The organism is Arthrobacter sp. CAN_A2, from assembly GCF_015752045.1.
Taxonomy (GTDB): domain Bacteria; phylum Actinomycetota; class Actinomycetes; order Actinomycetales; family Micrococcaceae; genus Arthrobacter_D.
Map to the genome: position 1 here is coordinate 192,778 of NZ_JADOUS010000002.1, position 12,532 is coordinate 205,309.

Below are 12,532 nucleotides of genomic sequence, written 5' to 3' on the forward strand. Positions count from 1 at the left end.
TGCGAAGATGGCTTCCATCGCGCGGGGTGTGTCTCATTTTGAGACGATCCATTTCTTGTGGTGAGACGCGGATCAGCAGCCTCGACCATCGAACGAGGAGGGCGGCAATGGTGCCGAACCAGGAGGGCGAGCTCTTCACGCCGGGCAGGGACCCGGACACCGGGCCCCTGCCCGTCACGGCCAAACGCCTGGTCGCCTCGTGGCAGCGCAGCGAGGAGTACGGGGTGTCGGCCGAGGAGGTGGACCCCAGCTGGGCCGGCTCTGCCCCCAGGGACTCCCTGTTCTTCCAGTGCGGACAGGAGGTGCTCAGGGCCCTGCGCGGCACGCTGGCGGACGAGCCCGTCAGTCTCATGCTCACCGACGCCGACGGCCTGCTGCTCGAACGGCTGAGCGGGAGCTCCACCCTCCTGCGGGCCCTCGACCGTGTGCATCTGGCCCCCGGCTTCACCTATTCCGAGCGGGACGCCGGGACCAACGGGATGGGACTGGCACTCGCGGACCGCTCACCGGTCCTGGTCCGCGCGGAGGAGCACTACAGCGCCAGCCTGCGCACCTATACCTGTGCCGCCGCGCCCGTCTTCGATCCGGTCAGCGGGATCCTCGAGGGCTGCGTCAACATCACCACCTGGTCCGATGCCTCACCCGCGCTGCTGCTGGCCCTGGCGCAGTCGGCGGCCGGAAACGCCACGGCACTGATGCTCGCCCGGGTCCACGGCCGCCGGCAGAAGCCGGGGCCCAAGGGCGGCGTGTTCCGGATGCGGCGCGACAGCATCGAACCCGCCGCAGGGACCCTGCGCGCCCTGTCCTCGTCGTGGACGGGTGCGCTCGACCAGGCGACGCACGCGTTGGCGGCCGGGCGCGTCGTGGCCGCCGTCGGGGAACACGGCGCGGGGCGTGCGACGCTCCTCGCCCAGGCCTTCCGTTCCTCACGACCCGGTGCCCGGATCCTGTCCGCTGCCGCGCCCGCGCCGGACGATGTCGACGCGTGGCTGTCGCTGTGGACCCCCGAACTGGCCAAGGCGGACACCGCGGTGATCGTCGAGAACATCGATCTCCTGCCCGCCTGGGCGGCCCAGGAGCTCCACGGGCATGCCGTCCGCGCACTGCGGGCGCTCCCGCCGTCGGGAGAGGGAACGACGCCGACCCTCGCGTGGGCGGTCACGGCCACCGATGTGGACGCCATCCCCCGTCCACTGGCCGCCGCGGTCGACACCGTGATCGCCGTCCCACCGTTGCGGGACCGGGGCGACGACGTCGTCCAGCTGGCACGGTTCGCCGCCCGCCAGACGCGGCTGCGCGAGATCGACTTCACCGCCGCCGCCGAGCGGGTACTCCTGGCGCATGACTGGCCGGACAACGTCGACGAACTCTTCACCGTGGTCCACGACGCCGCGGTCCGTGCGGAGCGGATCGACGTCCGGCATCTACCCGCCTACATCGTCGGCAGGCCCGGCCCGCACCTGAGCCGGATCGAAGCGGTCGAACGCGACGAGATCGTCCGGAGCCTGGCACAGCCGGGGGCGACGGTCACCGCGGCGGCGGCGGAGCTCGGCATCAGCCGCGCGACCATCTACCGCCGGATCGCCCGGCTCGGGATCACGCTCCCGAGGTGATCCTGCCCGTCCCTGACGACGCCTGCGGCCTGAGGGTCGAGGGCCAACTTCCACATGCATCCTGCTCGTCCTCCGTCACTCGATCGGTGCCATCAGGTGCTCGCCACAGGACGAGTGGAGGACAGGCGCCGTCACCAAGAATCGACGGGGTTTCACCGTGCGCCGACAGGCCGTGACGGCCTCAGAATGTCGGTGGCGGTTGGGAGAATTCAGTATGGACAGCAGCAGGAATGCTCCACTCGACACCACCGATACGGGTGGGCTATCGCGGCTGGTCGGCGCCTCGTCCGATCCGATCCAGTCGATTGCTGTCCCATCCGTCGCTGTCCCGGCGGCGATGCTTCCCGGTGACTCTGTGCAGGATCTGATCGACCTGGTGGCGTCCCTTCCGATGGGCCCGGGGCGTGCTGAACTCATCCGGCAGCTGCGCGAATTGATTCATCAGTTCAGCGCTACCGGGTCCGGTGGTGCTGCCCACCAGGGTGACGTCGGATCTGCTGCTGTCCCGCCGGCCTCTGTCCCGCCGGACCGCGTCTCACCGGGTGTTGGTCCGTCGGCCTCTGTTGCTCCTGGTGCTGTTCCGCCCGGCTGTATTTCACCGGGTTTTGTTCCGGCGGGTTTCGTGCGGGTGGGTTGTGTGCGGGATCTGATCGACGTACTGGCCTCCCTCCCGATGCCGTCGGATGGTTCGGGGTTGATCGATGAGGTTCGGGACCTGGAGGAGTTGAAGTCCATGCTCGCCGCTCGGCAGGCCCGGGATGCGGTCGCGTTCGACCTCGACCAGCGTCGGTCCCAGGCCGCCGCCGGTGTCCCGGTCGCCGAACAGGGCAAGGGTGTGGCCGCGCAGATCGCCCTCGCCCGGCGTGAGTCCCCGGCCCGCGGTGGGCGGTTGCTGGGGATGGCGAGGGCGTTGGTCACGGAGATGCCCCACACTCAGGCCGCTTTGGAGGCGGGACTGTTGAACGAGTGGCGGGCGACCCTGCTGGTGCGGGAGACCGGCTGCCTGTCGGCGGCGGATCGGTGCGCGGTCGACGAGGAGTTGGCGCCGGACACGGGGACGTTCGAGGGTGCCGGGGACCAGCAGATCGCCGCGGCCGCCCGGGCGGCGGCGTATCGGCGGGATCCCCGCTCGGTCACCCAGCGGGCCAGTCACGCGGCGTCGGAGCGGCATGTGAGTCTGCGTCCGGCCCCGGACACCATGACCTACCTGACCGCCCTGCTGCCCGTGGCCGAGGGGGTGGCGGTGCACGCGGAGCTTTCCCGGCACGCCGACGCCTGCCGGGCGGAAGGCGATCAGCGCAGCCGTGGGCAGTTGATGGCGGATGCGCTGGTGGAGCGGACCACGGGCACCCCGGGTGGGTTCTCCCGGGTCGAGGTGCAGCTGATCATGACGGACCGGACCCTGCTCCAGGGCGACAGCGAACCGGCCCGCCTGCCCGGCTACGGCATCGTCCCGGCCGGCTGGGCGAGGGACCTCCTCGCCCAGAAGCCCACCACCCCGGCAGCAGGACCCGCCGGGCGCTCGACCGGCCCAGCGTTCCAGCGCTCATCGGTGCGGTCCGCCCTGCAGCCTGGGACGCAACCCGGCGGGCAGGCAGGCGGGCAGGACCGCGGCGACGACGCCGAGCACGCCTCCCCACCGGCAAGCGACCCGCTGATCGGTCAGGCCGCCGGATCCGCATCAGGTAACGCGTCCGATCCATCAACCCGTCAAGGGTTCGAGGTGTGGCTCCGGCGTCTCTATACCGCTCCTGGGAGTGGGGAGCTGGTGGCCGTCGACTCCCGGGCACGGTTGTTCACTCCCGGGCAGCGGCGGTTCATCCAGGCCCGCGACCACCTGTGTCGGACCCCGTACTGTGACGCGCCGATCCGCCACTACGACCACATCAACCCCTGGCACACCAACGGGCCCACGAACCTCACCAACGGTGCCGGGCTGTGTGAGGCCTGCAACCACACCAAGGAGCTCCCCGGCTGGAAGGCCACGGTGCACCCGGACCCTGGGGCCCGGCATGCCCTCGAACTCCACACGCCCACCGGGCATATTTACCATTCCACGGCACCACCGCTCCCCGGTAACAACCAGAACGAACGCGAACTCGAGCAGGAGCGGGAACACGCGCAGGAACCCGGGAGATACGCCCGGCCGCCCACACCCCCGAGCCACGCGCCGGAGGATCACTCCACTCCCGCATACCCTTATGCGCGGCGATCCCGACGGGCTGAACTGCTCTCGGCCTGACCTGCAGGCAGGAGTTCTGACCAACCCGCCTCCGAGAGGCCCGAAGCGGACGGCAGACCAGTCCCGATGACCAGTACCACTACGCCAGGGGCTCCCCAGGATCCTTCAGGACGACGCCACCCGCCGATAGCCGGACCCGTCAGGGTTCCGCTCCAGGAAGCCGTGGTCAACGAGAGCACGCCGCAGGGTCGGGATGTCGCTCGTGACCGTCGCGAGTAACCGGTTGACCTCTGGTTCGCCGAGCTCCTCGTCGGCCGGGAGGAGCCTCCCGGCGAGGTGCGCCAGCAGGTCGGTGCGGTCCTGACCGGCGCGCGGCAGGCCATCGATCCGCCCGTTCCGGAAGAAGCGGTCCACCCCCTTCGGAGTGGCGGGCGCCGCGGCGGCGAGCACCTCCTTGAACAGCCCCTCAGCGACGGCATGCTCCGGCGTCAGCAGGCCGGCGTCGACCAGCCGTTGCAGCTCCTTCGGCGTGGCATCGAGGGGCTGCCCCAGCACGGCCCCCGCGTACAGCTCGCGGGAGCGCCCGCCGGCGAGCGTGGACAGGATCTTCTGCCAGGACGGGACTGTCATGCCCGGCCCTCGCCGGACGCTGAACCGGACGAGGAACCCGACGTGGAACCGGTGAGGGAGCCGATGAGGCCTGCGGGCCCGGCGGCGGTGACGCCGGCCAGCCGCTCGGCCTCGGTGGGGCCGCCGTCGAGGATCGGCCGGAGCGGTGGCCGGTGGACGGCCAGGCCTGCTTCCTCGGCGATCAGGGCGCCCGCCGCGTAATCGTGCTCGTGCAGGCCGCGCTCCACGAAGGCATCGAGTGTGCGGTCTGCCACGAGGCAGAGGTCGAGGGCGGCCGAGCCGAGGCGGCGGACATCACCGTAGCCCCCGAGGAGCGCGCCGAGGGCCACGACCTGCTCGGCCCGGGTGGCGGCGTCGTAGGAGAAGCCTGTGCCGAGGAGGCGTCCCGTCCCGGTGCGCGGCCCGACGAGGCGCCGCACGGACCCGTGGTCGCTCAGCCAGGCTCCCCCGCCGCGGGACGCCCAGTAGATACGGTGCAGGGCGGGCGCGCGCACGACACCGGCGAGCCAGGTGCCGTCGGCGCCGGCGGCGGCCACGGACGTGCCGTAGTAGACGATGTTGCGGATGAAGTTGGTGGTGCCGTCGAGGGGGTCGATCGACCAGCGGACGCGGTCGCCGTCGGGCGTGAATCCGGCGGGCACCGTGGTGCCGAGTTCCTCGCCCGTGATCGCGTCGTGCGGCCGCGCGCCCTTGATGACGGTGCGGACCGCGTGCTCCGCGGCGACGTCGAAGGCGGTCACCCAGTCGCTGTCCGAGCTCTTGCTGGTGGCGTCCAGCGCCTCGGGATCACGCCGGGCCAGCACTGCGGCGCCCGCCGCGGCGGCCTGCCTGGCGAGATGGAGGAGCACCTCCGGAGAGGGTGCCCCACCGCCGGAGGCGGGTGTCGAGGGCGTCATGGGGTGGCCCTCCCGGTGGGATCCACACCGGCCCCGGCCTCCAGCTCCGCGGCCACCTCGGTGTCCTCGCTCTCGTCGACGCCATTGTCGCCGTCGTCCCCGCCGGCTCCCCCGTCCTCGGGCCCGGCGCCCGCGGGGCCGTTCTCGAGGAGGGCGATGAAACCCTCCTCGTCCAGGACCGGGATGCCCAGCGACTCGGCCTTCTCCAGCTTGGTGCCCGCGTTCTCCCCGGCCACCACGTAGCTCGTGTTCTTCGAGACCGAGCCGGCGGCCTTGCCGCCGCGCGTGATGATCGCCTCCTTCGCCTCGTCGCGGTTGTACCGCTCGAGGGACCCGGTCACGACGACGGTCAGGCCCTCGAGGGTGCGGGGCGTGCTCTCATCGACCTCGTCCTCCATGCGCACCCCCGCTGCGGCCCACCGGTCGACGATCTCGCGGTGCCAGTCCTCAGTGAACCACTCGGTGAGGGCGACGGCGATGGTCGGGCCGACGCCGTCGACATTCGCGAGCTCCTCCTCGCTCGCTGCACGGATCCGCTCCATGGACCCGAAGGCCGTGGCGAGGGCCCGCGATGCCGTCGGGCCGACGTGCCGGATGGACAGCGCCACGAGCACGCGCCACAGCGGCTGCGTCTTCGCCTTCTGGAGTTCGGTGAAGAGCTTCCGGGTGGTGGCGCTCGGCTCGGAGGGCTTCTTCGCGGTGCCCTTGGAGTAGAAGTAGGGCACGAGTTCGCGGCCCGTGACCACGCCCTTGACCTTCTTGTCCCGCTCGATCCGGACATCCGCCAGCTTCTCCGGGGTGAGGTCGAAGATGTCGGCCTCGGTGGTGATCGGGGGCACCTCGGGCTCGGCGGGCTGCGTGAGGGCGATGGCCGCCTCCCAACCGAGGGCCTCGATGTCGAAGGCTCCGCGGCCGGCGAGGTGGAACACCCGCTCGCGCAGCTGCGAGGGGCAGGACCGGGCATTGGGGCAGCGGATGTCGACGTCACCCTCCTTCGCCGGCTGCAGCGGGGTGCCGCAAGAGGGGCACTCCGTGGGCATGACGAACGGCCGCACCTTCTCCGGGTCCCGGAGGGCCATGACCGGCCCCACGATCTCGGGGATGACGTCGCCCGCTTTCCGCAGCACCACGATGTCGCCGATCATGACGCCCTTGGCCTTGACCACCTCCTGGTTGTGGAGCGTGGCCATCCCCACGGTGGAGCCGGCGACCTTGACCGGTTCCATGAGCCCGAACGGCGTGACGCGGCCGGTCCGGCCGACGTTCACGAGGATGTCCAGCAGCCGCGTGTTCACCTCCTCGGGCGGGTACTTGTAGGCCACGGACCACCGGGGCACGCGGGAGGTGTGGCCGAGCGCGCGCTGCAGGGCGAAGCTGTCCACCTTGACCACGATGCCGTCGATCTCGTGCAGCAGGTCGTGGCGGTGATCGCCGTGGTGGCCGATGAAGTCGACGACCTCGTCCTGGCTGTGGAACACCCTGTAATAGGGCGACGTCGGCAAACCCCATCCCTTCAGCAGCTCGTAGGTCTCCGACTGCGTCCCGGTCGACAGCCCCGTCCGCGCACCGATGCCGTGCACGTACATGTCCAGCGGGCGCTCGGCCGTCATGGCCGGGTCCTTCTGGCGCAGGGAGCCGGCGGCCGCGTTCCGGGGGTTGGCGAAGGGCGCCTTGCCGGCGGCCACCATACGCTCGTTGAGCTGGCCGAACTCCTTCGTCGGGAAGAACACCTCGCCGCGGATCTCCACCTCCTCGGGGTGGTCCGTGCCCGCGAGGTGCCGGGGGATCGAGGCGATGGTGAGGACGTTGTGGGTGATGTCCTCCCCCGTGACGCCGTCGCCGCGCGTCGCGGCGCGCACCAGTTCGCCGTCGCGGTAGAGCAGGTTCACGGCGAGGCCGTCGATCTTGAGCTCCGTCAGCCACTCGACGGTCGCGCCTGGGCTGCGCTGCTCCACGCCGGCGCTCGCGCGATCCAGCCAGGCCTTCAGTTCGTCGAGCGAGAAGACGTCCTCGAGGCTGTACATGCGGGCGAGGTGGTCCACGGGTGTGAAGGCCGCGGACACCTCGCCGCCCACCTCCTGCGTCGGCGAGTCGTTCGCGACGAGCTCGGGATGCAGCGCCTCGAGCTCCTCGAGGCGCCGGAACAGGGCGTCGAACGCGGCGTCGGAGATCGTGGGCGCGGCGTCCTGGTAGTACGCGGTGCGATGCGCGCGCACGTCCTCGGCGAGCTGCGCGTACTCCTCGCGGAGCTCCTCGCTGGGCGGGCCGCCCTGCCCGGCGGGGGTGGCGTCTACCGATGCACTGTCAGGTCCTGGAGTCACTTTCCTTATCCTGCCCTACGCCCCTGACACCGGCCACCTGTCGCCGTCGGCGGCGAAGCGGCCGCCCGCGGCGGCGCCGGACCGCGTCCCGTCCCCCTGCGCGTCCAAGGCGTCGACGACGATCACGGTGACGTTGTCCCGGGCTCCGGATCGGAGCGCGGCGGCGATCAGCTCGTCGCATGCCTCCTGCGGATCCGGGACGGTGGCCAGGATGGAGTGGATGTCCTCATCGGTCACCTCGCCGCTCAGTCCGTCCGAGCAGAGCAGGATGCGGTCGCGGTCCTCCACCGGCATCAGCCAGAAGTCCGGGTCGGCGTCGTCGCCGGTCCCCAGTGCCCGGGTCACCACGTGCCGCCGGTGATGGGTCCGGGCCTGATCCTCGGTGATGCTCCCGAGGTCCACGAGTTCCTGGACCTCGGAGTGGTCCACGGAGATCTGTCCGAAGGTGCCGCTGCTCAGCCGGTACGCCCGGGAGTCCCCCACGTTGAAGAACAGCCAGTGGGGGGCGCCCGACTCCTCGACGAGCACGACGCCCGTCAGGGTGGTGCCCGCCTGCCCGCCGGCCTCGGTCCGGATGCCGTGGTCGGCCTGCCGGATGATGTCCTCGAGCTCGGCTGCCGTGAGCCGGGGCATCCGGGTCCCGGCGACGCTGCTGGCTTCCAGCGTGCGGACGCAGACACTGCTGGCCACCTCGCCGGCCTCGTGCCCGCCCATGCCGTCCGCCACGGCGAAGATGGGCTCGACGGCGAGGAAGGAGTCCTCGTTCAATTCGCGGCGCAGCCCACGATCGGTGCCGAAGCCGTACGCGAGCCGGAGATCGAGGCCGGGCGCCGTCCCCGAGTCCTGCTGGCGGGGGGCGGAACCGGCGGTGCCGTCGGGTGTGCCGTCGGATGTCTTGTCAGGGGTCAGGCCGACGTCGACGGCGTGTGAGCCATGCACCTGCGGCTCACTCATGCCGCTCTCCCGGACGGGTGGACGGCCTGGGAGGACAGGACGGGCCCGGGTACGGGCATGCATGGCCGGAGGGCCGGGGCTTCGAGGCAGCCTTGCTGGTCAGTCATGTCCCCATTCTGCCCTTTGCCCGGTCCGGGACGGCGAGGCGCCACCGGAGGACCCGCGGGATCGTCGCGTCAGTCGAGGATGATCCCCGTGCCGGTCCCCCGCGCGAGGGTCACCGGCTGCACCTCTCCGAAGCCGCGCACCTGTCGCGGCTCGTGCGGCGTGAGCACGAACTTCTCATTGGCGGTGAGCGTCGCGGCGGTGCCGGAATCGACGAGGACCTCGCCGGGTTCGGCGAGCGCGGTGAGCCGCGCCGCGAGGTTGACCGTCGGGCCGTAGATGTCGCCGAGCCGCGAGAGCACGCGGCCCCAGACGAGGGAGCAGCGTGCGGCGGGGAGGAACTCGTCCTCGGAGAAGGCCTTGGCCAGCGCCAGCGAGATCTCGGCCCCGGCTTCCGGGGATTCGGCGATGTAGAGGACCTCGTCGCCGATCGTCTTCACGAGCCGGCCGCCGCCCACGGAGATGATCTCGGCGCTCTTGTTCTCGAACCGCTGCACGAGCTGCGCCAACGTCCGCTCGTTCATCTGCCGGGACAGGCTCGTGTAGGAGACGAGGTCGGCGAAGCCCACGGCACGCGCGAGCGGCAGCGGGGCGTCCTGCTCGTCGCCGGCGCGGCCCGTCTCGCTCGAGGCCAGGCCCGATTCGGCGCGGAGCGCCAGCCGCTGGACCGCGGCGTTCATCTGCCGGCGCCAGGCGTAGACCAGCGTCTTCTCGAGCGGCTCGATGAGGTCCGGCAGCTCGGAGACGAGGGTCTTCCGCGCCTCGGCGTCGGAGAGCCCGCGCTGCGCGACCATCTCCTCCACGATCGCCTCGATCTGCCAGACCACCATGCGGTCCGTCATCTGGCCCACCGCCCGCGTGATGGAGATGGCCGCGTCCTCGGTGAGCTGCTCCTGGCGCACCAGATCGATGATCGTGGTGAGGGCGCCGAGGTCCTTCTCGGTGAACGCGACGTCGTCGTCCCCGATGTTGGGGAAGCCCATGGCGCGCCACAGCTTGCGCGCGGACAGCAGGGACACGCCCGCGCCCGCGGCGATATCGCGGCGCTTGAGTGTGCGCTCGGCCCCGAGGAGTTCGCGTTCCAGCCGCCGGATCGTCTCGCGGTCCAGTGAGATCGGGACCGCGTCCGACGGCGTGGGCTCCGGGCCGCTGCCGGTCGCCATGTCCGGCAGCAGCTGCCAGACGGCCTTGGACGCCGTCGAGGCCGCGGTGTCGGGGGCGTCGTCGGTCTGCCCGGACGCCCGGATGGCCTCGGCGGAAGCGACGACGTCGGCGGTGCCTCCGCCGGCGCCGGCGTCGGGCGCGCCCGCGGCACCACCTTCGGGGTCGGCGGGCTGCCCTGCCTTGCGGCGGTCCTCGACTGTCACGGTTGCGCGTCCCTCCATTCCTGCTGCACCCGGGGCGTCCCGCCGCGGGCGTACTGCGGATCGATTTCCATGTCTACTCCGTCGAACATGCGGGTCAGCGGGAGCTCGCCGATCGCCTGGACCACATAGTCCTTGAACGTTGCAATCTGCGGAACGTGCCGGTAGGCGTGCGACCGGTCGAAGCCGAGGTCCGCGACGAGCGTCCCGCTGCCCATCATCCGCTGGATCAGCCCCTGCTCCGTCTGGAGTTGCGAGATCGCGGACAGGTTGATCTGGTGCTCGGTGCGGCGCGTGGTCCCCGTCCGGTGGATGAGCCGCATGCTCGTGAGCACGTACCGGTTGCTCGCCCAGCGCACCAGCGGCCTCACCACCACGCGGAGGAGCAGCAGCACCGCGATGGCGAACACCACCGGCAGGAGCACGGTCTGCGACTCGGCCAGGCCGCCGGGGAGGTCCGGCCGGGCGAGGTAGCCGAGCCCGAACCCCCCGAGGGCGAGGATCAGGAACCCGGCGATGACCGGCCGGACGAGCGGCAGGGGGTTGGGTCGGGTGCGGACGAGGACGCGCTCCCCGGGCAGCAGCCTGATCCGCACGGGCTACGCCTGCGGGCGCAAGTGCACCACGTCGCCCGCGGAGATAGTGTGCCGCTCGCCGTCGTCGTCGCGCACCACGAGACCGCCGCGGGCGTCGAGGGAGAGCGCGCGCCCTGCCACCACGGTGCCGCCGGGCAGCTCCGCACGGACGTCCTGGCCGAGCGTCGCCATCCGGGCGCCGATGCGCGCCAGCAGCGAGGGCCCGGCGTCCCACGCGGCGCCGGCATCGCCGTCCACGTCGCAGAAAGCGCGGTAGTGGTCGGCGAACGTGCGCAGGAAGGACTTCAGGAGGACATTGCGGTCCGTGGTCCCCGCGTACTCGAGGAGCAGGCTCGTGGCGGTGGGCACGGGGAGTTCGTCGTCGGTCAGGCTGACGTTCAGCCCCACCCCGACGACGACGGCGGGCGGCTCGGCACCCGCGCCCGGCACGAACTGGGCCAGGACACCGGCGAGCTTCCGGCCGTCCACGGTGACGTCGTTGGGCCACTTGAGCTGCGGGGAGATCCTGGTGCGCTCCTCGACACTCTCGGCGAGCGCCAGCGCGGCGAGGAGTGAGAACCAGGAGTAGGCGGTGGTGGGGACGGGCCGTCCGTGCCGGTTGAAGGGGCGCAGGAGCACGCTCACGAAGAGCGAGGAGCGTTCCGGTGCCACCCAGCTGCGATCCATCCGGCCGCGCCCCGCGGTCTGGGTCTCCGCTGCGAGCACGCTGAGGTCCGGCCAGCCGGCCGCCTCCACCTGCGCGTGCTCCACGAGGTCGGTGTTGGTGGAGCCGGTGGTGGCCACGATGTCGAGCCGCGGGAACGGACCGGCCGGCATGCACAGGGCTGTCCTCAGGGCGCCGAGGTTCAGGCCGGGGCGCTCAAGATTGGAGTAGGGGGAGGACATGACATCGATCCTATCCGGCCCGGCCCCGCGTACACCGGCCGGAGCGTCAGAGGAAGATGTCGGGGACGAGCCGGTCCTCCGGCGCCCCGAGGCTGTACCGGGTCAGATCGGTGACGCCTTCCTCGCGCAGCACCTGCTCGTCGGTGTAGAAGTTGCCGGTGTAGCTGCGCGACGGCCGGACGAGGACGGCGTTGGCCGCGTCGGCGACGATCTCCGGGCTGCGGGCCGCCTGCACCAGGCGGTCGCCGCCCGGCATGTTGCGGATGGCCGCGGTGTCGATCAGGGTGGCGGGCCAGAGCGAGTTGACGGCCACGCCGTCGTCCTTGAGCTCCTCCGCGAGGCCCAGGGTGGTCAGGCTCATCCCGTACTTCGCCATGGTGTACGCCAGGTGCAGCCCGGCCCACTTCGGTGCGAGGTTCAGGGGCGGGGAGAGCGTCAGGATGTGGGGGTTCCGCGATCCCCGGAGCGCCTCGAGGGCGAACTTGCTGAGCATGAAGGTGCCCCGCACGTTGATGTCGGCCATGAGGTCGTAGCGCTTCATGTCCACCTCGGGCGTCCTGGACAGGTCGATCGCCGAGGCGTTGTTCACGACGACGTCGATGCCGCCGAACGCCCGGACGGTGGCATCCACGGCGGAGGCGACATCGTCGTCGTTCCGCACGTCCCCCACGATCGGCAGGGCCTTCCCGCCCGCGGCCTCGATCTGCTCCGCGGCGGTGTACACGGTGCCCTCGAGCTTCGGGTGCGGCTCCCCCGTCTTGGCCATGATGGCCACGTTCGCGCCGTCACGCGCGGCGCGCAGGGCGATGGCCAGGCCGATACCGCGGCTTCCGCCCGACATGAGGATGGTGCACCCGGCGAGCGTGGCGGGGGCGTGCGTTTCCTGCGCTTCGTTGCGTTGCGTCATGGCACCACCATAAGCAGCGCCGGGCCGCCGGACGGCCCGCGACGCACCGATGTTACCCGCGGGTAACATCGGAGGCCCG

The 12,532-nt window shown here is 71.4% G+C and carries 10 protein-coding genes; 2 read left to right on the top strand and 8 right to left on the bottom strand.

All coding sequences use genetic code 11. The features are described 5' to 3' along the window. Nucleotides 1-107: 107 nt before the first annotated feature. Nucleotides 108-1,613 carry a GAF domain-containing protein gene (locus IWX63_RS03150; RefSeq protein ID WP_199276689.1) on the top strand — a complete coding sequence of 502 codons (1,506 nt, stop codon included), beginning with the start codon at nucleotides 108-110 and terminating at the stop codon, nucleotides 1,611-1,613. 673 nt (nucleotides 1,614-2,286) lie between these two features. Next, a complete protein-coding gene (locus IWX63_RS03155; protein WP_334685631.1) occupies nucleotides 2,287-3,855 on the top strand; it encodes an HNH endonuclease in 1,569 nt (522 codons plus the stop codon). A gap of 105 nt (nucleotides 3,856-3,960) precedes the next feature. Here the strand turns inward: IWX63_RS03155 and IWX63_RS03160 are convergent, their stop codons facing one another. The 8 genes from IWX63_RS03160 to IWX63_RS03195 form a co-directional block, all read right to left on the bottom strand. Continuing rightward, the gene (locus tag IWX63_RS03160) at nucleotides 3,961-4,425 is read right to left on the bottom strand and encodes a DUF2087 domain-containing protein (RefSeq protein WP_199276690.1); all 465 of its coding nucleotides are present in this window, start codon (nucleotides 4,423-4,425) and stop codon (nucleotides 3,961-3,963) included. Continuing rightward, entirely contained in the window at nucleotides 4,422-5,321 is a 900-nt protein-coding gene (locus tag IWX63_RS03165; RefSeq protein WP_199276691.1) for an inositol monophosphatase family protein, read from the bottom strand. Before IWX63_RS03165 ends, IWX63_RS03160 begins: the two co-directional genes overlap by 4 nt. Next, nucleotides 5,318-7,642 (bottom strand): NAD-dependent DNA ligase LigA, encoded by a 2,325-nt coding sequence (gene ligA, locus IWX63_RS03170; protein WP_334685587.1) that lies wholly within the window; start codon nucleotides 7,640-7,642, stop codon nucleotides 5,318-5,320. The genes IWX63_RS03165 and ligA overlap by 4 nt, the downstream gene beginning before the upstream one ends. 15 nt (nucleotides 7,643-7,657) lie before the next feature. After that, on the bottom strand, nucleotides 7,658-8,596 hold the full coding sequence (locus IWX63_RS03175; RefSeq protein WP_199276692.1) for a PP2C family protein-serine/threonine phosphatase: 939 nt from the start codon (nucleotides 8,594-8,596) through the stop codon (nucleotides 7,658-7,660). Nucleotides 8,597-8,772: 176 nt separating this feature from the next. Then, nucleotides 8,773-10,068 carry an adenylate/guanylate cyclase domain-containing protein gene (locus IWX63_RS03180; protein WP_442859089.1) on the bottom strand — a complete coding sequence of 432 codons (1,296 nt, stop codon included), beginning with the start codon at nucleotides 10,066-10,068 and terminating at the stop codon, nucleotides 8,773-8,775. Beyond that, nucleotides 10,065-10,661 carry a PH domain-containing protein gene (locus IWX63_RS03185; protein ID WP_199276693.1) on the bottom strand — a complete coding sequence of 199 codons (597 nt, stop codon included), beginning with the start codon at nucleotides 10,659-10,661 and terminating at the stop codon, nucleotides 10,065-10,067. Before IWX63_RS03185 ends, IWX63_RS03180 begins: the two co-directional genes overlap by 4 nt. Before the next feature lie 3 nt (nucleotides 10,662-10,664). Next, a complete protein-coding gene (locus IWX63_RS03190) occupies nucleotides 10,665-11,546 on the bottom strand; it encodes a biotin--[acetyl-CoA-carboxylase] ligase (RefSeq protein ID WP_199276694.1) in 882 nt (293 codons plus the stop codon). A 46-nt stretch (nucleotides 11,547-11,592) separates the two neighbouring features. After that, nucleotides 11,593-12,453 (bottom strand): SDR family oxidoreductase, encoded by an 861-nt coding sequence (locus tag IWX63_RS03195; protein WP_199276695.1) that lies wholly within the window; start codon nucleotides 12,451-12,453, stop codon nucleotides 11,593-11,595. Between the last annotated feature and the right edge of the window lie 79 nt (nucleotides 12,454-12,532).